This window comes from Streptomyces chryseus, from assembly GCF_014650755.1.
Lineage (GTDB): Bacteria > Actinomycetota > Actinomycetes > Streptomycetales > Streptomycetaceae > Streptomyces > Streptomyces chryseus.
The window spans coordinates 992,432-1,015,554 of record NZ_BMVO01000001.1; the positions used below are offsets into that span (position 1 = coordinate 992,432).

Here is a 23,123-nt window from a genome sequence, read left to right on the forward strand (position 1 = left end):
CGATCACTTCTCCTTCTGGAGCACGGAGAGCGCGGCGATGAGCTCGGCCTGCGGCTCCGGGGTCACCGCGAGGGCGTCGAGCGGAGCGAGCCGGCGGTCCCTCTCGGTATTGAGTACGCGGTCGATGTACGTCGTGAGCAGTTCCCCGCCCTTGTCGCGCAGCCGGGTCGCGGCGACGGCGCCGATCCGCTCGGCCAGCCGCTCCCCGGCGGTGCGGGCCCGGCGGCCGCCCAGCAGCGCGGCGGCGAGCAGGGCGGCGACGGTCTCGGCGTCGGGCGCGGGCGGCCGTTCGAGGTCCCGCACCTCCTCCTCGGCCAGCTCCTCCAGTACCCGGCGCCAGCGCCGTGCGGTCACCCCGATCCGCTCGCCGGCCTCCCGGTCGGGGATCGCGAACGCCACGGCGTCGGAGGCCGGCTCGCGCCGCCACGCCTCGTGCACATGCTCGTCGGCGGCGGCCACGGCGCACTGGAGCAGCGCCGTGAGGCTCGCGACGAGCGAGTCGAGAAGCTCACCCGCCGAACTGTCCAGCGGATACCCGCGCCAGCGGGTGAGCGCGTCGCCGGACAGGACGGCGCCGCGCCGGAGCCTGCCGCGTACCCGGGCGCCCTCCTTCTCGTACGCCTCCTCGACGTGCGCCGTCAGCCGTACGGAGGCGGCGTACTGGGCGGCGACGGCCCCGGCGAGCTCGGGCATCCGGGCGTTGAGCGACTCGATGACGCCGGTGGCGGTACGGCCGACGGCCTGCTGGCGGGCCGCCGGGTCGTGCACCCGGTGCGCCAGCCAGGTGCGCAGCGGCTCGACGGCGGTGGAGGGCAGCAGGCCGGTCCCGCCGCCGGCCGATTCGGGCAGCTCGGGGATGGTGAAGCGGGGTACGTCGCCCAGTCCGGCCTTGGTGAGCAGCGCGGCGTACTGCCGCGACACCTCGCCGATGACCTGGTGGGGGACCCGGTCGAGGACGGTGACGAGGGTGGCGTCGTACTCCTTCGCGGTGCGCAGCAGGTGCCAGGGCACGGCGTCGGCGTACCGGGAGGCGGTGGTCACCATCACCCACACGTCGGCGGCGCAGATCAGCTCGGCGGCGAGCCCCCGGTTGCCGGCGATCAGCGAGTCGATGTCGGGCGCGTCGAGCAGGGCCAGACCGCGCGGCAGCGTCCCCGCGGTCTCGATCCGGAGCGTGTCCGCGCCGCCCTTGCCGGGCTCCGGCGCCTCGATCGGCGCCTCCTCGTCGCCATCCTGCCGGGGCAGCCAGACGCGGGTGAGCTGCGGCAGTACGCGCAGGTTGGCGAACCAGTGGTGGTCGTCCGGGTGGCACACCAGCACGGGGGTGCGGGTGGTGGGGCGCAGTACGCCCGCCTCGCTCACGCGCCGGCCGACGAGGGAGTTGACGAGGGTGGACTTGCCGGCCCCGGTGGAGCCGCCGATGACGGCGAGGAGGGGCGCTTCGGGCTGTTTCAGCCGTGGCAGCAGATAGTCGTCGAGCTGCGCGAGCAGCTCGGTACGTGCCTGCCGGGCGCGTGGGGCCCCTGGTAGGGGGAGCGGGAGGCGCACGGCGGCGACACGGTCGCGCAGGGCGGAGAGTGCGTCGATCAGCTGAGGCCGTGCGTCCAAGGTCACCACATGCGAAGAATGCCCAATTTTGACGTCTTTTAGAAGCCTAAAGGCCCCTCTGCGCGCTGGGGCGCACCGATTGGCGGTGGCGGACAGACGGTACGAGTGGGGCGCAGGCATAACGAGTGCACAACACCCGGGGCGCGGGACGCCAAAAGCGGTGCGCGATTCGCACTCGCCTGCGATTATCGGGTTCGCTTCACCGAACCTCCACATCGTGCCACGGAGGTGAAGCAACCGGCCCAAGGTGATCGGAGCCCTATCCTTGTCCCCGGCAAGGTCCAGGACCCCGCCCGACCGGGGCCCCAGGCCGCCGAGGCCGTGATCCGGCCCCCGTAGCTCAGTGGATAGAGCAGGCGCCTTCTAAGCGCTTGGCCGCAGGTTCGAGTCCTGCCGGGGGCGCCCACCACCCTCCCCTGCGGGAGGCTGTTTCTTGTTGCGGCGGATTTCGGGCCGTCAGCGCGGAGCCACGTCCCGCAGGGCCGTGAGCAGGGACCGGAGGGCGGGGCGGCCTGCCGATGCCTCCCGTACCGCGCCTGGATCACCCTGACCGGTTCCGGGCCACGAAGTGCGGGCTGAAGCCCGCCGCCGCGCAGCCTTCGATCACGGGGTCCAGGCAGGGGCCGGGGCCGTCGCCGCGGACCCGGGGTTCGTCGGCGAGGCCGGTCAGGTCCAGCACCCGCTTCGCGGCCAGCGGGTGCCCTGCGGGGAGGACGGCGCGGTAGGGGTACGTCGAGCAGATGGACGAGGCGCACCCCCTCGTGGGTCCAGCCGCCCGGCCGGACCACCACGGCGAGGGCCGCGCGTCCTCGCCGGGGCGGCCGTCGTACTCGCCGGGGTCGCGGCGACACGGTGGCGCGCGCCGGGCGTCGGTTTCCTGCTCACCGGCGCACTCGCCGTAGGCGCCGCCGTGGCGGGCCTGCTGGGCGAAGTGGCGGGCGTACGCGCCACCCTGTGGGTGGGCGGGGTCTTCCTCGCGACGGCCTTCCTGCCCGTCTCCCTCTCCCCGGCCCGTACCCGCCGGGCGCTGCCACGGCAGCACGAGCCGCCAGGGCCCGAAGGGCCGCGAGCCCCCGGCGTCCCGGCGGAGGAGTCGTGACCCCGTAGGTCCCGCGTCCGGCGCGTCGAGGCCCCCACCCGCGCGGCCCGGCGGGTGGGGGCCGCGGCGTCGGCGCCGCGGCCGGCGGTTACGCGCTCAGCGGGACGGTGCGGTCCTCCAGCGCGGACTGCTCACCGCCCGTGACCACGAAGCGGCCCAGACGGCGGACCGGGACGAGGCCGGGCAGCAGCATCTGCCACATCTGCGTCGTACGTTCGGACAAGTCGCGCCGCCCCGCCAGTACTTGGGAACTGAGCTGGAGTCCGGTCCAGCAGCCGACGATCAGGTTCGCGGCATGGTCGACGTCGACCTCCGGCCTGACGTCGCCGCGCCCCTGCGCCTGCGCCAGGCAGTTGCGGATGAGTTCGATCCACTTCGCGTACGGCTCGGCGCTCACGCCCGACACGTTGCTCTGTTCGATGACCAGCCGGATACCGGCCCGCACCCGGACACTTTCCTGCAACTGCCGGGCCATACCGTGCACCAGGTCGATGACCGTCTGGACGCCCGGCCGGTCGATGTCGCGCATCGTGTCCCAGATGGAGAACTGCTCGTCGATCACGGCCTGGGCGAGGTCTTCCTTCGACGCGAAGTGGAAGTAGAGGGCACCCTTCGTGACGCCGGCCTCCTTGACGATGTCGCTGAGGCTCGTGCCGGAGAAACCCCCGTGGTCGAAAGCCCGCGCCGCGCCGTCGATGATGGCGCTCCGCGTCACCTCTGCCCGTTCCTGCCTGGCCATGAACAACCTCCTGATCCTGTGCGGTGACCGCCGGCGCCCCACCTCCTCGCCCCCCTTGTGAGACACCGCGACCGCTCACTCACCAATTTTGCTCACACCTCTCGTAAAAAACCAACTAGCTAGTATTGTTTTGCCTCGCTCCACCAAGCCTCTCGTGCCACAGCTCGACTTCCGTCCTGCTCAACTCACCTTCAGGAGGCCCCTGATGCGCGTTGCGACACTCCTCGACCAGGCAGATCTCTCGTCGTCGGCCGAAGCACCCGAGCTCTTCCTCCAGACCGTTCCGCGTACGCTCGTGCACCGGGCCGCGGTGTCCGAGGTCCTCGTGACCGGGATACAGAGAATCGACGCGGACCACTTCAGAGTGGGGGCCCAGTGGCCCCGCAGCCACAGCTACTACGGGCCCGTCGCGAACCGCTGGCACGATCCGATGCTCCTCGCGGAATCGATACGCCAGGCCCTGCTGCTCATCTCCCACCAGGCGTACGACGTGCCCATCGGCTATCAGTTCCTCTCCCACACCGTCGCGCACGACATGACCGCCGAGGGCGCCCTGCTCACCGGACGCCCCGCCCACGTCCTGCTCGACGTCCGGTGCTCCGACATCAAGCGGCGCGGCAGGACGGTCAGCGCGTACGCGGCGCAGATCGAGAGCCGCCGGGACGGCCGGGTCATCGGCTCAGGCGCGGTGACCATGGCCTGCATGGCCCCCGCCGTCTACAGCAGGGTCCGCGGCGACAAGGCGCAGAGCTCCCCGCAGCGCACGCTGCCGGAGGCCGTCACGCCGGAACTCGTCGGCCGGCGCCGGACCGCCGACGTGGTGATCTGCGCGACCGGCGTCGAGCGCGTCTGGACGCTGCGCACCGACCAGAACCACCCTGTCCTCTTCGACCACCCCGTGGACCACGTCCCCGGCATGGTCCTGATGGAGGCGGCGCGCCAGGCCGCGCTCGCCGTCCTCCAGGAACCCGACGGGCTCGCGGTCGCCTGCGACGCCACCTTCGACCAGTACGTCGAGTTCGACAGCGCCTGCCTGGTGACCGCGAACACCGAACCGGCCGAGATGGCGGGACCGCGTACCGTGTCCGTCCGCTTCGACCAGGGCGGCGCCACGGTCGCGACCTGCAGGGTCAAGGTCCTTGCGATCTGAGCCCGGCGCGCTCCTGGTCCTCGGAGGCACCGGCTTCATCGGCAGCGCCGTGGTGCGCGAGTTGCTGAGACCCGGCTCCAGCGGAGCGCCGCCACCCGAGCTGCGGATACTCGCTCGGCGTCCGCTACCGGACTGGATGACTTCGGCGGGTGCGCGGAGGATACCCGCCGATCTGACGGATCCGGACGGACTGCGGGGCGTGTGCGAAGGCGTCGGCACCGTTCTCCACCTGGCCAGCTACGTGGGGCGTGACCCCGCCCTGTGCACCGCGGTCAACGACCTCGGGACGCGGGCCGTGGCCCGCGAGGCGGACGCGGCGGGCGCACGCGTCCTGTACGTGTCCACCGCTTCGGTCTACGGCGGCGGGCCCCACCGCGGGGCGACCGAGGAGCAGCTGGTGCCCGCGCCGGTCTCGGCCGCGAGCGCCTCGCGGCTCAGGGCGGAGGAGACGGTACTCACCCGGGGCGGCGTCGTCCTGCGGCCGCATCTGGTCCACGGGCCAGGGGACAAGTGGTTCGTACCGCTGCTGTACCGGCTGCTGCGCGAGGTGCCGGTGTGGCCCGAGGGCGGCAGCTCCCGGAGTTCGCTGGTGGCGGTGCGGGACCTGGCCCGAGTCGTCGCGGCGCTCTCGCACAGCGACTGGGACGCCGACCGGGGCACCGTCTACCACGTCAACCATCCGCGTCCGGTGACGCTGCGCGCGATGGCGACCCAGGTGTGCCGGGGGCTCGACGTCGCGCTCCCCGGATCCGACCTGCCGCGCGCCGCCCACCGGGAACTGGCCGCGCGCGTCCTGCCGGGGCTCTCCGCGCACCAGCACGCCCTGCTCACCGAGGACCACTGGTACGAGAGCAGCCGCATCTGGCGCCGGCTCGGCATCGAGCCGGGTCCGGGCTTCGCGGCGGGACTCGTCGCGGGGCTGCCCTGGTACCGCAAGCACGTGGCGGGGCCGCACCTCGTGTGACATCCGCCGCCAGGCCGGGCGGTCCGCCGAGCGGACCGCCCGGCCCTTTCACGCCTCCCCGGCGGCGCTCACCGCCTCCACGCCGCTCGTGGTCAGCTCGATCGGCAGGTCCTTGCGGCAGGTGACGCCCAGCTTCCGGTAGATCCGGGTCAGATGCTGCTCGACCGTACTCGGCGTGATGAACAGCTTCGCGGCGATGTCCCGGTTGGTGTAGCCGCCCACCGCCAGCGCCGCGACCCGGCGTTCCGAGCCGGTGAGCAAGGCGCTGTCGGTGGCCGTGGGGTGCGATCCGGCCGGCTCGTCGCTCTCGTCTACGAAGGACAGCAGCGCCTCGTTGAGCGGGGCGGCCCCACAGAGGGTGACGAGGTGGCGGGCCCGGCGGGCGTGGGTCCTGGCCCGGCGGTTGTCGCCGAGTTCGGAGTACGCGTCGCTGAGGTCGGCCAGTACCCGGGTCTGCTCGTACCGGTCGCCGCACTGTTCGAACAGGTCGAGCGCCTCGGTCAGCATCTGCGGCCGCCGGCCCACCGGTCCGCCCACGGCCAGCACCCGCAGCGCCGCCGCCCTGGTGCGGGCGCCGTTGTGGCCCGGGCGGCCCAGCTGGTCGTACGCGAGCCGCGCCGCCTGCTCGCGGTTGCCGAGCTCCAGCCACGCCTCGGCGGCGCTGGTCCGCCAGGGCACGATGCCGGGGACGTCGATGCCCCAGGCGCGCATCCGCTCGCCGCAGGCGAGGAAGTCGGCGAGCGCGGCGTGGTCGTGGCCGGTGGCCAGGTGGAACTGTCCGCGCGCGTGCAGGTAGTGCAGCCCGTAGCGGGTCTCGAACATGGCCTTCGGGACGGCACGGGTCAGATACGACTCGGCCTCGTCGTAGCGGCCCATCCGGGTGGTGGCGAGGACCAGGGCGCTCAGCGGAGCGCCGAGGGCGACTCCCCAGGCGTTGGGCGACACGTGGCTGAGGGCGAGCTGGGCGTGGTCGACGGCCCGGGAGAGGTCGCCCTGGCGGACGGCCGCCTCCGCGCGGGCCGACGACAGCAGGCCCATCCAGGTCGGCGAGTACGGGGTGTGGCCCTCGGTCAGCAGCCGGTCGCACCAGGCCCCCGCGTCGGGGCGGTCCGCGTTCAGCAGCACGCTCAGCGCGAGCAGGGCCGGCTCCTCGGGCCAGGTGATGTCGTAGCTGGGCCCGCGGTCCTTGAGCACTTGCTCCGCCCCCTGCACGACCTCGTGGCTGCGGCCGTTGACCAGGGCGTCGGCGAGCAGCGCGGTGGGCCGGCACCAGGGGTCGGTGGGCTGCCCGGCGACGTCGGCGGTGGGCTGCGGCCCGCGGGGCTTGCGGCCCCTGCGCGCCAGCGTCGGGTGGGTCCAGGCCAGCCACTGCTCGGTGTCGTGCAGCAGGGCCGCGACCTCGCCGTGCGGTTCGAGTTCGGCGGCGCGCAGCCGCTCCAGCAGCTCACCGGCCTCCGTGGTGCGCCCCTGCCACAGCAGTTGGCGTACGAGGTCGACGCTGTGGGCGGGGGTCAGGTCGCCCCGGTGCGCGGCGGTGACGAGCGCGGCCAGGTGGGTCTCGGCCGTCGCGGGGTCGGAGAGCCGCCGGACCTGGACCAGCCGGGCCTCGATGGCGGCGTGTTCGGCCGCCGGCTCCGGCCGGGCCCGCAGGGCGGCTTCGAGCGCGGCGGCGGCGCGGTGCGAACGGCCCGCGATGAGCTCCTGTTCGGCCGCCTCCAGGAGGACGTCGACGCTCCAGGCGCCTGCCGGGCGGTCCGCCTCGACGAGCAGGCCGGCGGTCTCCGTCGCGGGGCAGCCCTGTTCGTACAGGAGCTCGGCGGCCTTGATCCGCAGGGTCGCCCGCTCGTCGGCGGGAAGGTCGTCGAGGACGGACTGCCGGGCGACGTCGTGGCGGAACGTGAGGCCGTTGACCAGTCCGGCCGCCGCGAGGGTGCGCAGGGCCGACTCGGCGCGGGCCGCGTCGATGCCGGCGATCCTGGCGATCCGGTCGGGCCGGGCGGACGTGCCGAGGACGGCGAGGGCGCGGGCGGCGGCGGCCACCGGCGGGTCGACCCGGCTGGTCTGGCGCAGGACCGCACGCCCGTATCCCTCGCGGCGGACGCCGCCGGTGGCCCGGTGGTCGTCGAGGAGCGCGGTCAGGAGCAGCAGGTTGCCGCCGGCCAGCGCGTGGAACTCGGGGGCGAGGCGCTCCGCGCTCGGCCGGTCGAGGTGCGCGGCGAGGAAACCGGCCACGCCCGCTTCGGTCAGCGGTGTCAGGGCCATCCGGTGCGCGTGCGGCTGGTCCAGCAGTTCCGTACGGAACATCGGGCGGCCGCCGGGGAGTTCCGAGTCGTCCGTCAGGACGGCCATGACGCGCGCGGAGCCGGTCCTGCGGGCCAGGTAGAGCAGGCAGTCGAGGGACAGGCGGTCGGCGTGCCGGACGTCGTCGACGGCGAGGAACACCGGTGCGTCCCGGGCGAGTCTCAGTACGGCCCGGGTGATGTCGGCGAGTACCCCGGCGAGTTCGGGGCCGATGACGGCGGCGCCGCCGGCCGGCGGGCGGTGCGCGTCGGAGCCGGCCCCGGCGTCCTGGGTGGCCGCCGCCCTGAGCAGCAGCTCTTCGAGCTCGCCGGCCGACGCGTCCGGGACCGGGGCGCTGCGCAGCAGCTGTCCCAGTACCCCGAACGGGAGGGCGTGTTCGGCACGGGAGCAGGCGGCGCGCAGGACCAGGCCGCCGGTGCGGGACGCGTGCTCGGCGACCCGGTGCAGCAGCTCGGTCTTGCCACTGCCCGACGGGCCGTCGAGCAGTACCACCTTGCCTTTCCTGGAATCGCATTCCATCAGCATCTGTTTCAGATGCATTGCCTGCTCGGCGCGTTCGACCAGTTCCACTGGCCACCTCCCGTTTTGACAGGTCCAAAGGATCCGAAAGCCGCTGCACGAGCCGGTTTCCCTTGGCCCTCGGCATGTGGCGGCACTTCGGAAGCTAGCAACCCCTCAGGGGTCCCGGGTTTTCCCGCGTCAACTGCCCGGCAACTGACCGCCCATCGGGTTGCGAGGGGGTGTCGTCGGGGGTCGTCGAGGGGGCCGGCAGGCGCTTCCAGGCGATCTTGCAGGCCGTCGGTACGTCGTCGCACGGTGCGAAGATCCACAACTCACCCCCGCTGACCTGCTAGTTCGCTACACCGTCAAGTCCGCACGATCCATGCGGCTATGAGATTGACAAACCGGTCGCTGGGTTTGTTTACTGTGAGGGGTGGTACGGCGGAAGCGTCCGTCCCTCGACTTCGGCTGGAGTGAGCCAGCATGCGATTCGAATTGCTCGGCCCCTTGAATGCATTCTCGAATGACGCCCCCGTCAATTTGGGAGGCTTCAACCAGCGGGCAACTGCGGCCTTTCTCCTGCTGCATGCGAACGAAGTAGTACCGACCAGCAAATTGATCCACGCCCTGTGGGGATACGATCCGCCGGCGACCTCACGGAAAATGGTGCAGAACGCCGTGTCGGGCCTGCGGAAGGTGATCGAGCGTCACGCCCGCCCCACGGGGGCCGTCTCCCTCACCACCAGCCCGCCCGGCTACCGGCTCACCATCGAGCCCGAGAGCTTCGACCTGGGCCGGTTCCGGCGCCTCGTGGAGCAGGGCGGAGCCGAGCTGCGGGCCGGGCACAATGAGGCGGGGCTCGCCCAGTTGCGCGCGGCCCTCGGCCTGTGGCGCGGTGCCGCGCTGAGCGACCTGACGGAGGCCGGCATCGCCTGGCCCGAGCTGACGGCCATCGCCGGAGTGCGCCTCGCGGTCTTCGAGGACTGCACCCGGGAGGCCCTGAACCAGAACAGGCACCACGAAGTCCTCGGCGAGCTGCAGGAGATGGCCGCCGCCGAGCCGGCGGGCGAGCGGATCTGCGGGCTGCTCATGCTGGCCCTGTACCGGTGCGGTCGCCAGCACGACGCGCTCGCCGCCTACCAGCGCACCCGCAGCACCCTGCTCGACGACTTCGGCCTCGACCCGGGCCGGGAACTGCGGGAGCTCGAACTCGCCATCCTCAACCAGGACCCGGCGCTGGCCCCCGACCCCGGACCGCGCTGGACCCGTACGGTCGCACGGCCCTCGGCCGCGCACCGGTGCAGCCGGCTCGGCACCCTGGCCGCGCCGGGCGGGCGCGCACGGCCGGCGTACCGGCGCGGTTACGCCTGACAGCCGCCGTCCGACGGCCGTCCCTGCTTCTCAGCGGCGATCGCTCCGGGCCAGCAGCACCGCCCCGTCCAGCGAGGACAGCCCGCCGAGCGCCGCCGGGCGTACGCGGGTCACGGGCCCCGCCTCTCTGGCCAGCTCCCCGGCGTGGCGGGCCACCGCCGCCACGTAGCCGGGCAGTCCGGCGGCGAAGCCGCCGCCCACCGTGACGAGGCGGGGGTGCACCAGCTCGGTCAGGCCCACGGCCGCCGCGGCGAGCGCCTCGGCGCTGTCGGTCACCGTGCCGACGGCCCACGGCTCGGCGGCCAGCCAGGCGGTGCGCAGCTCGGCGAAGTCGACCCCGCGGCCGAGGCGTTCACCCGCGCGCCGCAGGACGGCGCGTCCGGAGGCGACGGACTGGACGCAGCCGCGCCGCCCGCAGTCGCACCGCTCCCCCGCCCGGTCCACGATCAGATGGCCGACCTCGCAGGAGCCGCGCGCGGTGCCGGGGCAGATCCTGCCGTCGAGCACGATGCCGCCGCCGATGCCCGTACCGACGCCGAAGTGGACCAGGTCGCGGCAGTGCGCCGCGTCCGCCTCGGCGAGCGCGGCGAGGTCGCCGTCGTCGGCGGTGCGCACCTCGGCCCCGGGGAGCAGGGCCGCGAGCCGCCGGCCGAGATCGAGCCCCCGCCAGAACGGCCGGTTCGGCCACCCCCGTACGCGCCCCTCGGTGTCCAGCGTCGCGGGCACCGCCACGCCGACCGCCGTCACCGGACCCGCCCCGGCCGGGCGCAGGGCGGCCACGGCGGCGGCGAGCACCTCCATGTCCGCGTCCACTCCGCCGGCGTCCGGCCAGTGGAAGACGGTCTCCCGCTTGTTTCCCGCGTCGTCGGCGCCGGCCGGTTCAAGGCGGAGCGCCACCTTGGTGCCGCCCACATCGATTCCCAGATAACTCACGTGGTCTCCCGGCGGGACAAAGGGGTGCCTAGGGGTTCTTGGCCGGATTGCGCGGCTCTTACATTCGAATTCAATACTTCGCCTGCCGAAGGTGGATCACATGCAGTCGACACACGTCAGTACTGCCGATGGCTCGCTGCCCGCGGAGCTTCCCACGGAATCCCATGACGAGGATTCCGTGGAGCGGAACGCGTTTCCGGAACCGATCGGCGAAGTGTTGCGGATATTCCTCGGCAATCGGCGTGTTCAGGCGGCGACGCGAACGCGATAGGCGCTGCGGGCCGCTTCGAGGGATGCCAGGTTGTGCTCCGCCCACGCCGTGAGCGGAGCCAGCGAGTCCAGGAGTTCGCAGCCCATGGGGCTGAGTACGTACTCGACCTTCGGCGGCACCGTCGGGTACACCGTGCGGACGACCAGGCCGTCCCGCTCCAGGTTGCGCAGGGTCAGGGTGAGCATGCGTCTGCTGATCCCGTCCAGCGAGCGCTCCAGTTCGGTGAACCGCCTCGGTCCGCGCACGGCGGACAGGATCCGCATCGTCCACTTACCGCTCACCCGGTCGAGGATCTCCTCGAGCGGGGCCGCTTCATCTCGTACCAGCCGCGTGAGGGGGGCCGCGTCTCGCAGGGACATGAGCCGACTGCCTTTCAGTGCATAAGGCGTTCAAGGGTCGTCTGGAAGAGGCCGGTCAGGGCCTTCTGGTGGTCGGTGAGGTAGAAGTGGCCGCCGCCGAAGACACGCAGGGAGAACGCGCCTTCGGTGTGCCGCGCCCAGGTGTGCATCTCGTCGACGGTGACGCGCGGGTCGCTGTCGCCGACCAGCGCGGAGATCGGGCACGTCAGCGGCTCCCCGCCGGTGTCCCGGTAGCCCGCGACGGCTTTGAAGTCGCTGCGCAGTACGGGCAGGGTCAGCCGTACGAGTTCCTCGTCCAGGAGGATCGCGTCCTCGCTGCCGCCGAGCACCCGCATCTCCGCGAGCAGCGCGTCGTCGTCGAGTTCGTGGAACCGGTCGTCCCGGACGGCGGACGGCGCCCGGCGCGCGGAGACGATCAGCACGGCCGGCGGGGCACCGCCGGCCTCCAGCCGCCGCGCGACCTCGTACGCGACGGTCGCGCCCATGCTGTGGCCGAACAGGGCGACGGGACCCGCCCAGGGCATCAGGGCGTCCGTCACCCGGTCGGCGAGGGTGGCGATGTCCTCCACCGGCGGCTCGTGCCTGCGGTCGTGGCGGCCCGGGTACTGCACCGCGAGTGTCTCGATGTGGGGACCGAGCGCGGCGGACAGGGGGTGGAAGTAACTGGCCGAGCCGCCGGCGTGCGGCAGCGCGACCAGGGTGATCCGGCGCTCCGGCTTGGGGTGGTAGCGCCGTATCCACTGCTGGGAGCAGGTGACCGTGGTCCTCACGCCGACTCCCGCGCGGCGAGGGCGAGGAGGGCGCGGGCGCCGAGCCGGTAGCCGAGCGCACCGAGCCCGACGACGACGCCGGAGGCCAGCGGGGCGAGGACCGACTCGTGGCGCCACTGTTCGCGGGCCCACACGTTCGACAGATGCACCTCGACCCAGGGCCGCGGGTAGTTGGCCAGCGCGTCGCGCAGGCTCCAGCCGGCGACCATCAGCGCGCCCGGGTTCACGATGGCGCCGACGGTGTCGTAGTTGTCGTGGACCGCGCGGACCAGGTCGCCCTCGGAGTCATGCTGGATCGACACGACCTTCCAGTCGGGTCCGGCGACCTCCTCGCGCACGGCCTGCGCTATGTCGGCCAGGCTGTCGGTGCCGTACACCTCGGGCTCACGTTGCCCGAGGATTCCGAGGTTGGGACCGTTCAGCAGGAGTATCGCGCTCATGACTCACCTCGCACTCGGTTACAGGATTCGCGTACTCGGCGAACCTGGCGAACTTGGCAGACTTCAAGGTTTCCCCCTGAAGGTTGTAGCAGCAATGCAATACGCGGGGGTATGTGAAGGCCCCCGCACACGGAAGTAAGGGGGGTGATAGTGGGGCCCGTAGGGGATGGGAAGAGATGTGGCCGACGCGCTAGCGTGATATTTCCCGGATGAGAATGCGCCTTTGGCCGAGCGGCCCGCCGGAACAGTACCGGGCCCTCTCGGCACATTTCCAGACTCTCTCCGGGCCGCATTCATCCCCAAGAGAATGGATCGTCATGAATGATCGTGCGCAGCAACTGCTCGCGGACCTTCCCCAGTGGCCGCGGTACGGAGACGAGGAACGCGTCGGTCTCGTCCGGGCCCTCGAACAGGGCCAGTGGTGGCGCATGGGGGGCAGCGAAGTCGATTCGTTCGAGCGCGAGTTCGGGGAGCGCCACGGCTCGCCCTATACGCTCGCTGTGACGAACGGGACGCACGCGCTGGAACTCGCCCTCCAGGTGCTGGGCGTGGGCCACGGCACCGAGGTCATCGTCCCCGCCTTCACGTTCATCTCCTCGTCCCAGGCCGCCCAGCGCCTCGGCGCCGTCGCCGTCCCGGTGGACGTCGACCCGGACACGTACTGCCTGGACCCCGAGGCCGCGGCCCGGGCCGTCACGGCGCGCACCGCGGCCATCATGCCGGTCCACATGGCGGGCCACTTCGCCGACATGGACGCCCTGGGCAAGCTGTCCGCCGACACCGGTGTGCCGCTGATCCAGGACGCGGCGCACGCCCACGGCGCGGAGTGGGACGGCCGCAAGGTCGGCGAGCTGGGTTCGGTGGCCGCGTTCAGCTTCCAGAACGGCAAGCTGATGACGGCCGGTGAGGGCGGCGCCGTCACCTTCCCGGACGAGGCGACGTACCAGGAGGCGTTCCTGCGGCACAGCTGCGGCCGCTCGCGCACCGACAAGAAGTACTTCCACGAGACGTCGGGGTCCAACTTCCGCCTCAACGAGTTCTCCGCCGCCGTGCTCCGGGCCCAGCTGGGCCGGCTGGACGAGCAGATCGCCCTGCGCGAGCAGCGGGCGCCGCTGCTCGCCGGGCTGCTCGCCGAGATCCCCGGGGTGGTCCCGCAGGGCCGCGACGAGCGGGTCACCGCCAATCCGCACTACATGCAGATGTTCCGGCTGCCGGGCTACAGCGAGGAGCGGCGCAACGCGCTGGTGGAAGCGCTCGTGGCGCGGGGCGTGCCGGCCTTCGTCGCGTTCCGCGCGATCTACCGCTCGGACGGCTTCTGGGAGAACGCGGCGCCCGACGAGACCGTCGACGAGGTGGCCGCCCGGTGCCCCCACACCGAGGCCATCAACGCCGACTGCGTCTGGCTGCACCACCGCACCCTGCTGGGCACGGAGGAGCAGATGCACGTCGTCGCCGAGGTCGTCGCCGACGTGGTCGCACGGACGTGAGCACCCCGGTGGGCGTGCGGGGACCGGACGGCCCTCCGGTCCGCACCAGCGTGGTGGGCCTCGGGTGGGCGGCCAAGTCCATCTGGCTTCCCCGGCTGCGCCAGCACCCCGCGTTCGCCGTGGCCTCCGTGGTGGATCCGAACCCGGCCGCCCGGGCCGAGATCCCCCAGGACCGGGCGGGTACGCGGCTGCTGGACGACGTGGCGGAGCTGAGCCGCGACGGCACCGACCTGGCCGTCGTGGCGGTGCCCAACCATCTGCACAGCACGGTCGCGTGCCGGCTGCTGCGGATGGGCATCCCCGTCTTCCTGGAGAAGCCGGTGTGCCTGAACTCGGCGGAGGCCGAGCAGCTCGCCGCCGCCGAGCGGGCGGGCGGCACGGTGCTGCTGGCGGGCAGCGCGGCCCGCTACCGGGCCGACGTGACGGCGCTGCGCCGGGTCGTACGGCAGGACCTGGGGGAGCTGCGGCACGTGGAGCTGTCGTGGGTACGGGCCCGGGGCGTGCCGGACGCCGGCGGCTGGTTCACGCAGCGGCAGTTCGCGGGCGGCGGGGCGCTGGTCGACCTGGGCTGGCACCTGCTCGACACCGTCGGCCCGATCCTGGGGCCGGTGGGGTTCGACCAGGCGGTGGGAACGGTGTCGGACGACTTCGTCAACGACCGTTCCTCGCAGGCGGCCTGGCGCGAGGACGCCCCGAAGGACGCCGGTTCCGACGGGGACGTCGAGGACACGGCGCGCGGCTTCCTGGTGACCGAGGACGGCGTGTCCGTGGCCATACGGGCCAGCTGGGCCTCGCACGAGCCGTACGACGTGACCCGCATCCGGGTCGACGGCAGTGCCGGCAGTGCCACCTTGACCTGCACCTTCGGGTTCAGCCCCAACCGGCGCAAGGGCTCGTCGCTGGTCCGGGTGCGGGACGGCGTCGAGACCGAGGTGCCACTGCCCGAGGAGGAGATCGGGGCCGAGTACCTCCAGCAGCTCGACGAGCTGCCGGGGCTGCTCGCGGACCCGGCGTCACAGGGGCGGACCGTCGACGAGGTCCGCCGCACGATCGCGGTGATCGAGCGCATCTACCGCTCGGCCCGCAGGGCGCGGATCGGAGCGCGCTCCACAAGAGCGGCCCGCCCGGTGCCCTACTCGACCCTACTGAACACGGAGGATCACCATGCCTGACACCCGCGAAGGTAAGGATCCCGCCTATCCGGTCCCGATACCCGGGACCGGCTTCCGGGCGGTCGTCTTCGATCTCGACGGGGTGCTCGTCGACAGCTACGAGGTGATGCGGGAGGCCTTCAGCGTCGCGTACCGGGAGGCCGTCGGTACCGGGGAGGCGCCGTTCGCGGAGTACAACCGGCATCTCGGCCGGTACTTCCCGGACATCATGAAGATCATGGGGCTGCCGCTGGAGATGGAGGCGCCGTTCGTCCGCGAGAGCTACCGGCTCGCCTCCCAGGTGCCGGTCTTCGACGGGGTGCCCGAGATGCTGCGCGAGCTGCGCGGGCGCGGGATCCCGCTGGCGGTCGCCACCGGCAAGGCGGGTGACCGGGCCAGGGCACTCCTCGCGCAGCTGGGCCTGGCCGACATGTTCGAGACGATCATCGGGTCCGACGAGGTGGCGCGCCCCAAGCCGGCCCCCGACATGGTGCGTCTGGCCGTGTCCGTACTCGGCGCGCGTCCCGAGGAGACGGTGATGATCGGGGACGCGGTGACGGACCTCCAGAGCGCCCACGGCGCGGGCGTGGCCGCCGTGGCCGCGCTGTGGGCCGGGGTCGACGAGGAGGCGCTGCTCGCGGCCGGCCCCGTCGCCATCCTGAACCGCCCCGCGGAAGTGGTGTCGTTCTGCGCGGCGGCCGGGCAGACGGTCGCCAGTGGCGTGGCGTCGTAACCGCTCCACCGCTTCCTCCCCCACAGCGAAACGGCCCGGACGATGCCGCGTCCGGGCCGTTTCGTGGTGCCGGCCGCCGTGCGGGGCGGCCGGCGCGGGTCAGTCGTACGGCCGGTCCTCGACCGGCATCCCTTCCAGGGTCCGCAGCACCACCTCTTCCGGTACCTCGCGTACCAGCTCGGCGCCCGCGGGGCCGTCCAGGACGAAGGCGAGGGAGCCGTCGGACTTCTTGTCCCGCCGCATGTACCGCACCAGTTCGCCGTGGCCGACGCCCGGGGGCAGGCCGGTCGGCAGCCCGTACCCGGCCACGACCGAGCGGTGCTCCTCCACCCGCGCGGGGTCGATCCGGCCGAGGGCGCCCGCGAGCCGGCCGGCGAAGACCGTGCCGATCGCCACCGCTTCCCCGTGCCGCAGCCGGTAGCCGGTGGCGCGTTCCAGGGCGTGGCCCAGGGTGTGGCCGTAGTTGAGCAGGTGGCGTACGCCCTGGTCCCGTTCGTCCCGGGTCACGATGGACGCCTTCAGCCGGACGCTCGCCGCGATCCGGTCGGCGAGCGGCAGGTCGTGGAGCCCCTCGGCGCCGATGAAGTGGCAGCGGGCCAGCTCGCCGTACCCGTTGGTCCACTCCCGCTCGGGCAGCGTGCCGAGGAAGTCGGTGTCGCACAGGACCGCCCGGGGCTGCCAGTACGCCCCGACGAGGTTCTTGCCCTCGGGCAGGTTCACCCCGGTCTTGCCGCCGATGCTGGCGTCCACCTGGGCGAGGAGGGTCGTCGGCAGGTGGATCACCGGCATGCCCCGGTGGTAGAGGGCGGCGGCGAGGCCCACGGCGTCGGTGGTGGTGCCGCCGCCGCAGGAGATCACCACGTCACCGTGGTGGAGGCCGAACTCGGCGAAGTGGCTGCACAGTTCGGCGACGGTGGCGAGGGTCTTGTTCGTCTCGCCGTCCTGGGCCTCCAGCCACAGGGTGTCCACGTCGAGCTCCGGCAGCATGCCGGCGGGGCGCGCCGAGACGACGACGGCGCGCCGCGCGCCGGTCTCCCGGACGATGTCGCGCAGCCGGGCGCGTACGCCGGCGCCGATGTGCACGGTGTACGTGCGGTCGCCGAGGCCCACTTCCACCCGGTGGTCGGGTGCGAGCGGTTGGCTCATCGGGTGCTCCTTCCAGGGTTGCGTTCGCGGGTCGGGCGGGCGGTGGCGGTCACGCGGTCTGGAGTCCGGCCGCGGGCACCGCGATCGGCTGGGTGTCGGCTCCGGAGGCGCCGAGGACCGCGCGGACGGTACGGGCGGCCAGCGCCTCGGTGACCGCGGGGATGCGCAGCCTTCGGTGGGTGAGGTGCGCGTGGTCGAAGAGCAGGTAGTTGACCGGCGCGCCCTCGGCCGCCCAGGAGTTGGCCGTGCGGCGCAGGGTGCGCAGGTAGTCGTCCCAGCGCCGGGCCGTCTCGCCGCTCATGGCGGGCAGCCCCTCGGCGAGGGCGCCGGCCGCCGGGCCGCCGCGGTCTCTGAGCTCGGTGCGCTGCGCGGGCGTGAGCCCTTCCGTCCAGTGCTGCCAGCACTGGAAGAGGAATCCCTTTCGCGCCGCTTCCGGTATCAGCGCCACGACGTGCCGCAGATGCCAGATGGTGAGGATCAGCTGGGCGTCGTACGGCGCGACCGGTTCCCGCGCGACGGCGAGTGCGAGTTCACTGGACGCCATGGCGACGTCGTCGTGGAATTCGATGTCGCAGGCCAGCGGGTGGTGCGGTACGGGTTCCCGCAATTCCTCGACGACCGGCGCATTTCCGTACGGGGAGACTTCCTTGAGCAATCGGGATTCGACCTCGCGGAGAACCGGCTGAGTGGAACTGGCCCACAGTCCGATCTCGGGGTTCTTGCCCAGCTCGGTCCAGTGGAGGAACCACCGGCTGCGCCCGTCGGCGGCACGCATGTCACGTACCAGCTCAAGCAGGCTTTCCGGCGGTTCGGGGCGGGTGATGCCACCGCTGCCCGTCCCGTGGGGGGCGGACACGCGTGCGTGGATCCAACGGTGCGTCATATCGGGTTACCTCAGTTCGTCACCAGCGGGGATGCCCGGACTATTGCTCTGACGACGCGGGCGCGATTGAATGCTAGGCCCGGCCGATAATTCCCACTATCGGGCGGCGCACCCTACCTTCTCCGCACCCGAAGTCAGGGCCCTATTAGGGGGGTCGACTGGGGTTACGGGCAGGTCGGCAACAACGAGAATGTTGTCCTGTAGATCAGGTGTCAGGACAAAGATTCCCAGAGAAGTATTTCATTGTTGCCGTGTTATCGAGGGGTGTGGGGAACATGCTGCGAACCGAGCTGATCCGACCGTTGCCGGAGTTGCTCACCGCGCACGCGAACCGCTTCGGGAACAAGATCGCCTACCGCGATGCCCGCCGCGCCGTCAGCTACGCGCAGCTGGCCGACCGTACCGGCCGGATCGCCGGGCACCTGGCGGCCCTGCGGCTGCAGCCGGGCGACCGCGCCGCGTTCCTCCTCGGCAACTGCGTCGAGACGGTGGAGAGTTACCTCGCCGTCCTGCGGGCGGCGGCGATCGGCGTACCGCTCAATCCGCGCTCCACGGACGCAGAGCTGACCCATCTGCTCACCGACAGCGGCGCCCGCGTCGTGATCACCGACGCCGCCCACCTGGACCAGGTACGTCGGGTGCTCGGCGCGGACCGGTCGGTACGGATCGTGGTCACCGGCGCCGAACGCCCCGCCGGCACCCTCTCCTTCGAGACCCTCGCCACCACCGAGCCGCCCGCCCCCGCGCGGGACGACCTCGGCCTCGACGAGGTCGCGTGGATGCTCTACACGTCCGGCACCACGGGCAAGCCCAAGGGCGTGCTCTCGACCCAGCGCAACGCCCTGTGGTCGGTGGCCGCCAGCTACGTGCCCATCCCCGAGCTGTCGGCGGACGACCGCGTCCTGTGGCCGCTGCCGCTCTTCCACAGCCTGTCGCACATCGTGTGCGTCGTCGCGGTCACCGCGGTCGGCGCGTCCGTGCGGCTCGTCGACGGATTCGCGGCGGACGACGTGCTCGCCGCGGTGCGCGAGGAGGACTCGACGTTCCTCGCCGGCGTACCGACCCTCTACCACCAGCTGGTGCAGGCCGCGGCCCGCAAGGGCTTCACCGCCCCGCGGCTGCGCGTGTGCCTGGTCGGCGGCGCGGTCACCACCGCCGCCCTGCACACCGCCTTCGAGAAGGCGTACGGCGCCCCGCTGCTCGACGCGTACGGCTCCACCGAGACCTGCGGCTCCATCACCATGACCTGGCCGAACGGCGCCCGCGTCGAGGGCTCGTGCGGCCTGCCGGTGCCCGGCGTCAACGTACGGCTGGTGGACCCGCAGACCGGCGCCGACGTGGCCACCGGCGAGGAGGGCGAAGTCTGGGTCAACGGCCCCAACGTGATGGCCGGTTACCACAACGACCCCCAGGCCACGGCGGAGGCGCTGCGGGACGGCTGGTACCGCACCGGCGACCTGGCGCGCCGCGACGAGGCCGGCTGGTTCGCCGTCACCGGGCGCCTGAAGGAACTCATCATCCGCGGCGGCGAGAACATCCACCCCGGCGAGATCGAGGAAGTACTGCGCTCCGTGCCCGGCGTCGCCGACGTCGCCGTGGTCGGCAAGCCGCACGACGTGCTCGGCGAGGTGCCGGTCGCCTTCCTGGTGCCGGGCCCCGAGGACCTCGACACGGAACTCCTGTACGCCACCTGCCGCGAGCAGCTCGCGTACTACAAGGTGCCCGAGGAGCTGTACGAGACCGCCCGCATCCCCCGCACCCAGTCCGGCAAGATCACCCGCCACCGGCTGCTCTCCCGCCCCATGCGGCTGCGCGCCGCCAACAGCAGCCACTACGAGTCGCTGCTGCGCCTCGACTGGGTGCCGCTCACCCTGCCCCCCGCCGGGGCCTCCCCCGAGCCGTGGACGGTCTCCGGCCCCGACGCGGCGGCGCTCGCCGCCGGGCTCGACGCCCGGCTCGCCGCCACCGGGCCGGGACGGCCCGCCCCCGGGACCGTGGTGCTGGGCCTGGACGTGCCGAAGGCGGCGGCGGCCGCCGACTTCGCGGGCGCCGTGGCCCGTACGGTGCGCGAACTGTCCGACCAGCTCGCCCGCTGGCTCGCCGACGAACGCCTCGACGGCACCCGCATCGCCGTCGCCACCCGGGGCGCCGTCATCGCCGGCCCCCACGAGACGCTCCACAACATCGCGCACGCCCCCGTCTGGGGCCTGCTCCGCGCCCTCCAGGCCGACCACCCCGGGCGGCTCGTCCTGGTGGACCTCGACGAGGCCCCCGCGTCCCTGGAGGCGCTGCCCGCGGCCCTCGCCTCCGGTGAGCCGCAGTTCGCGCTCCGCACCGGCGTGCCGCTGCTCCCCCGCCTCGCCCGCGTCGCGGCGAGCACCGAGGCGCAGGTCAGGCCCGCCATCGACCCCGAGGGCACCGTCGTCGTCACCGGCGCCGACAGCGCGCAGGGCGCCGCGCTCGCCCGCCACCTCGTCGCCGGGCACCGGGCCCGGCGGCTGCTCCTGATCGGCTCGTACGACGCCGACGACGAGGCCCTGGTGGCGCTGCGCGGCGAACTCGCCTCGCTGGGCGCCAAGGTGACCACCGCCGCCTGCGACCCGGCCGACCGGACCGCGCTCGCCGCCGTACTGGAGCGGGCCGAGCGCCCGCTGACCGCCGTCGTGCACGCACACGGCTGGCAGACCGCGCTCACCCACCGGCCCGACCGGGCCCTGGAGTCGGCCGTCGGCGCCCTGCTGCACCTGCACGAACTGACCCGGGGCCACGACCTGGCCGCGTTCGTCGTGTGCTCGTCCGCCGACACCCTCCTCGGGGCGCCGGGCGAGGGCGACCGGTCCGCGTACACCGCCTTCCTCGACGCACTGGCCCAGCACCGCGCCGACCGCGACCTTCCGGCGCTCTCCCTGGGCTGGGGCCCGTGGGAGCCGACGGCCTCCATCGACCGGGCACGGGAGACGACCGCCGGCGTCGGCACCCTCAGCACCGCCGACGGCCTCGCCATGTTCGACGCCGCCCAGCTCTCGGGCCCCGCCCACTGCCTGCCGATGGCCATGGACACGGCGGCGATCGCGAGCGGCGGCGTGTCGCCGCTGCTCAGCGGCCTCATCGACACCTCAGCCACGCCCGCCTCCGCCGACAGCAAGGTCGCCGCCGCCCTGCGCGACCGGCTCGCCCCGCTGGCCGAGGCCGAGCAGCTGCGCATCCTCCTGGAGACGGTACGCACCGAGGCCGCCCGCGTCCGCGACCTCGGCGGCATCGGGCAGGTGGGCCCCGAGCGCGCCTTCAAGGACCTCGGCTTCACGTCACTGCACGCGGTGACCCTGCGCAACCGCCTCACGGAGACCACGGGCCTCAAGCTGCCCGCCACGCTCGCCTTCGACCACCCGACCCCCCAGGCCGTCGCCCGTCTGCTGCACACCCTGCTGACCGGTGCCGAGACCGCGATCGAGGAGGTACGGCCCGAGGTGGCCGGCTCCGACGAACCGATCGCCATCGTGGGCATGGCCTGCCGGCTGCCCGGCGGGGTCGCCTCGCCCGCGGACCTGTGGCGCCTGGTCGACCAGGGCACGGACGCGGTGTCCGGCTTCCCCGAGGACCGCGACTGGAACCTGGAGGAGCTGTACGACCCGGAGGGCGCGAGGCCCGGCTCCTCGTACGTCCGCGAGGGCGGGTTCCTGTACGACCAGGCCGAGTTCGACGCGGAGTTCTTCGGCATCTCGCCGCGCGAGGCCGTCGCCATGGACCCGCAGCAGCGGCTGCTCCTGGAGACGTCGTGGGAGGCGTTCGAGCGGGCCGGCATCGACCCGGCGCGGCTGCGGGGCGAGTCGGTGGGCGTGTTCTCCGGCGTGATGTACCACGACTACGGGTCCCAGGTGGTGGCCGCGCCGGCCGAGTCGGAGGGCTACCGGGGCACCGGCACGGCGGGCAGCGTCGCCTCCGGCCGGGTCTCGTACACCTTCGGCCTCGAAGGCCCCGCGCTCACCGTCGACACCGCCTGCTCCTCCTCACTGGTCGCCCTTCACCTGGCGGCCCAGTCGCTGCGCAACGGCGAGTGCACCATGGCGCTCGCGGGCGGTGTGGCGCTGATGGCGCGGCCCACCTCGTTCGTGGAGTTCTCCCGCCAGCGCGCCCTTGCCGCCGACGGCCGCTGCAAGGCGTACGCCGACGCGGCCGACGGCACGGGGTGGGCGGAAGGCGTCGGCGTACTGCTGGTCGAGCGGCTGTCGGACGCGCAGCGTCTCGGCCACCCGGTCCTGGCGGTCGTACGCGGCTCCGCCGTCAACCAGGACGGGGCCTCCAACGGCCTCACCGCGCCGAGCGGACCCTCGCAGCAGCGCGTCATCCGACAGGCGCTGGCCAACGCCCACCTCCAGTCCCCCGACGTGGACGCGGTCGAGGGCCACGGCACCGGCACGATGCTGGGCGATCCGATCGAGGCGCAGGCACTCCTCGCGACGTACGGCAAGGAGCGGGACGGACAACAGCCGCTGTGGCTGGGGTCGTTGAAGTCGAACATCGGGCACGCGCAGTCCGCCGCCGGTGTCGCCGGGGTCATCAAGATGGTCGAGGCGATACGGCACGGGGTGCTGCCCAAGACCCTGCACGTGGACCGGCCGTCGACGAAGGTGGACTGGTCCGAAGGCGCTGTGGAGCTGCTGACCGAGGCCCGTCCGTGGCCCGAACTGGACCGGCCGCGCCGCGCCGCCGTCTCCTCCTTCGGCGTCAGCGGCACGAACGCCCACGTGATCATCGAGCAGGCACCGGACGCGGTCGCCGAGGAGGAGGCGCCCGTCGCGTCGGGCGCCGCGCCGGCCGTCGTGCCGTGGCCGGTGTCGGCCAAGACACCGGCCGCGCTGCGCGCCCAGGCGGAGCAGGTACGCGCTGTCGCCGAGGAGGCCGACCCGGTCGCCCTCGGGCACGCACTGGCGTTCACCCGCGCGCCGCTCGACGAGCGGGCCGTGGTGCTGGCCGGGACGACCGACGCCTCGGCCGGGCTGTCCGGGCTGAAGGCGCTGGCGGCGGGTGAGTCCGCTGCGGAGCTGGTGACGGGGACGGCGGACGTGGACGGGAAGACCGCGTTCGTCTTCCCCGGCCAGGGGCATCAGTGGGCCGGCATGGGAGCCGAGCTCCTCGACACCTCCCCGGTCTTCGCCGCCGCGATGACCGAGTGCGCGCAGGCCCTGTCCGCGTACGTCGACTGGTCACTCCTCGACG

At 73.0% G+C, this 23,123-nt stretch carries 17 protein-coding genes and 1 tRNA gene; 8 read left to right on the forward strand and 10 right to left on the reverse strand.

The window, feature by feature from the left end:
- Nucleotides 1-3 precede the first annotated feature (3 nt).
- Entirely contained in the window at nucleotides 4-1,608 is a 1,605-nt protein-coding gene (locus IE185_RS04530; RefSeq protein ID WP_138894123.1) for a dynamin family protein, read from the reverse strand.
- A gap of 329 nt (nucleotides 1,609-1,937) precedes the next feature.
- On the opposite strand from IE185_RS04530, the gene IE185_RS04535 reads away from it, so the two are divergent.
- Nucleotides 1,938-2,010, forward strand: a tRNA-Arg gene (locus tag IE185_RS04535).
- A gap of 139 nt (nucleotides 2,011-2,149) precedes the next feature.
- Here IE185_RS04535 and IE185_RS04540 read toward each other — a convergent pair.
- Both IE185_RS04540 and IE185_RS04545 read right to left on the reverse strand, forming a co-directional pair.
- On the reverse strand, nucleotides 2,150-2,650 hold the full coding sequence (locus IE185_RS04540) for a type 2 periplasmic-binding domain-containing protein (protein WP_189714634.1): 501 nt from the start codon (nucleotides 2,648-2,650) through the stop codon (nucleotides 2,150-2,152).
- Nucleotides 2,651-2,795: 145 nt separating this feature from the next.
- Nucleotides 2,796-3,446: a ScbR family autoregulator-binding transcription factor gene (locus IE185_RS04545; RefSeq protein ID WP_138894124.1), complete on the reverse strand. Its 651-nt coding sequence runs from the start codon at nucleotides 3,444-3,446 to the stop codon at nucleotides 2,796-2,798.
- Between the two features lie 205 nt (nucleotides 3,447-3,651).
- On the opposite strand from IE185_RS04545, the gene IE185_RS04550 reads away from it, so the two are divergent.
- Together IE185_RS04550 and IE185_RS04555 are read left to right on the forward strand one after the other, a co-directional pair.
- Complete coding sequence (locus IE185_RS04550) at nucleotides 3,652-4,596, forward strand: ScbA/BarX family gamma-butyrolactone biosynthesis protein (protein WP_138894125.1); 945 nt, start codon at nucleotides 3,652-3,654, stop codon at nucleotides 4,594-4,596.
- Entirely contained in the window at nucleotides 4,586-5,560 is a 975-nt protein-coding gene (locus IE185_RS04555) for an NAD-dependent epimerase/dehydratase family protein (protein ID WP_138894126.1), read from the forward strand. Before IE185_RS04550 ends, IE185_RS04555 begins: the two co-directional genes overlap by 11 nt.
- Before the next feature lie 48 nt (nucleotides 5,561-5,608).
- Here the strand turns inward: IE185_RS04555 and IE185_RS04560 are convergent, their stop codons facing one another.
- On the reverse strand, nucleotides 5,609-8,431 hold the full coding sequence (locus IE185_RS04560; RefSeq protein WP_138894127.1) for a helix-turn-helix transcriptional regulator: 2,823 nt from the start codon (nucleotides 8,429-8,431) through the stop codon (nucleotides 5,609-5,611).
- 414 nt (nucleotides 8,432-8,845) lie between these two features.
- Between IE185_RS04560 and IE185_RS04565 the strand changes: the two genes are divergently transcribed.
- Entirely contained in the window at nucleotides 8,846-9,733 is an 888-nt protein-coding gene (locus IE185_RS04565; protein WP_138894128.1) for an AfsR/SARP family transcriptional regulator, read from the forward strand.
- 30 nt (nucleotides 9,734-9,763) lie between these two features.
- Here IE185_RS04565 and IE185_RS04570 read toward each other — a convergent pair whose 3' ends face one another.
- From IE185_RS04570 to IE185_RS04585, 4 genes are all read right to left on the reverse strand, one after another.
- Nucleotides 9,764-10,666 carry an ROK family protein gene (locus tag IE185_RS04570; RefSeq protein ID WP_138894129.1) on the reverse strand — a complete coding sequence of 301 codons (903 nt, stop codon included), beginning with the start codon at nucleotides 10,664-10,666 and terminating at the stop codon, nucleotides 9,764-9,766.
- Nucleotides 10,667-10,912: 246 nt separating this feature from the next.
- Entirely contained in the window at nucleotides 10,913-11,296 is a 384-nt protein-coding gene (locus IE185_RS04575) for a winged helix-turn-helix transcriptional regulator (RefSeq protein WP_138894130.1), read from the reverse strand.
- Nucleotides 11,297-11,310: 14 nt separating this feature from the next.
- On the reverse strand, nucleotides 11,311-12,066 hold the full coding sequence (locus IE185_RS04580; RefSeq protein ID WP_138894131.1) for a thioesterase II family protein: 756 nt from the start codon (nucleotides 12,064-12,066) through the stop codon (nucleotides 11,311-11,313).
- Nucleotides 12,063-12,506, reverse strand: a complete 444-nt coding sequence (locus tag IE185_RS04585) for a type II 3-dehydroquinate dehydratase (RefSeq protein ID WP_138894132.1) — start codon at nucleotides 12,504-12,506, stop codon at nucleotides 12,063-12,065. Before IE185_RS04585 ends, IE185_RS04580 begins: the two co-directional genes overlap by 4 nt.
- 317 nt (nucleotides 12,507-12,823) lie before the next feature.
- On the opposite strand from IE185_RS04585, the gene IE185_RS04590 reads away from it, so the two are divergent.
- The 3 genes from IE185_RS04590 to IE185_RS04600 are packed head-to-tail and all read left to right on the forward strand — an operon-like array spanning nucleotide 12,824 to nucleotide 15,877.
- Nucleotides 12,824-13,993: a DegT/DnrJ/EryC1/StrS family aminotransferase gene (locus IE185_RS04590; RefSeq protein ID WP_138894133.1), complete on the forward strand. Its 1,170-nt coding sequence runs from the start codon at nucleotides 12,824-12,826 to the stop codon at nucleotides 13,991-13,993.
- Complete coding sequence (locus tag IE185_RS04595; RefSeq protein WP_373303681.1) at nucleotides 13,990-15,165, forward strand: Gfo/Idh/MocA family protein; 1,176 nt, start codon at nucleotides 13,990-13,992, stop codon at nucleotides 15,163-15,165. Before IE185_RS04590 ends, IE185_RS04595 begins: the two co-directional genes overlap by 4 nt.
- Complete coding sequence (locus IE185_RS04600; RefSeq protein WP_138894134.1) at nucleotides 15,158-15,877, forward strand: HAD-IA family hydrolase; 720 nt, start codon at nucleotides 15,158-15,160, stop codon at nucleotides 15,875-15,877. Before IE185_RS04595 ends, IE185_RS04600 begins: the two co-directional genes overlap by 8 nt.
- Nucleotides 15,878-15,976: 99 nt before the next feature.
- On the opposite strand, the gene IE185_RS04605 is transcribed toward IE185_RS04600, so the two are convergent.
- Together IE185_RS04605 and IE185_RS04610 are read right to left on the reverse strand one after the other, a co-directional pair.
- Nucleotides 15,977-17,023, reverse strand: coding sequence for a 3-dehydroquinate synthase (locus IE185_RS04605; RefSeq protein ID WP_138894135.1), 1,047 nt, complete (start codon nucleotides 17,021-17,023; stop codon nucleotides 15,977-15,979).
- 49 nt (nucleotides 17,024-17,072) lie between these two features.
- Nucleotides 17,073-17,879, reverse strand: coding sequence for a hypothetical protein (locus IE185_RS04610; RefSeq protein ID WP_138894136.1), 807 nt, complete (start codon nucleotides 17,877-17,879; stop codon nucleotides 17,073-17,075).
- Nucleotides 17,880-18,181: 302 nt separating this feature from the next.
- Here IE185_RS04610 and IE185_RS04615 point away from each other — a divergent pair.
- Nucleotides 18,182-23,123 (forward strand): type I polyketide synthase (locus IE185_RS04615; protein ID WP_189714638.1); only part of this gene is annotated, 4,942 nt, incomplete at its 3' end.

Coding starts and splice junctions, on each gene's coding strand:
- IE185_RS04550 (WP_138894125.1), top strand. CDS start 3,652: ATGCGCGTTGCGACACTCCTCGACCAGGCAGATCTCTCGTCGTCGGCC.
- IE185_RS04545 (WP_138894124.1), bottom strand. CDS start 3,446: ATGGCCAGGCAGGAACGGGCAGAGGTGACGCGGAGCGCCATCATCGAC.
- IE185_RS04585 (WP_138894132.1), bottom strand. CDS start 12,506: ATGAGCGCGATACTCCTGCTGAACGGTCCCAACCTCGGAATCCTCGGG.
- IE185_RS04600 (WP_138894134.1), top strand. CDS start 15,158: ATGCCTGACACCCGCGAAGGTAAGGATCCCGCCTATCCGGTCCCGATA.
- IE185_RS04590 (WP_138894133.1), top strand. CDS start 12,824: ATGAATGATCGTGCGCAGCAACTGCTCGCGGACCTTCCCCAGTGGCCG.
- IE185_RS04605 (WP_138894135.1), bottom strand. CDS start 17,023: ATGAGCCAACCGCTCGCACCCGACCACCGGGTGGAAGTGGGCCTCGGC.
- IE185_RS04565 (WP_138894128.1), top strand. CDS start 8,846: ATGCGATTCGAATTGCTCGGCCCCTTGAATGCATTCTCGAATGACGCC.
- IE185_RS04575 (WP_138894130.1), bottom strand. CDS start 11,296: ATGTCCCTGCGAGACGCGGCCCCCCTCACGCGGCTGGTACGAGATGAA.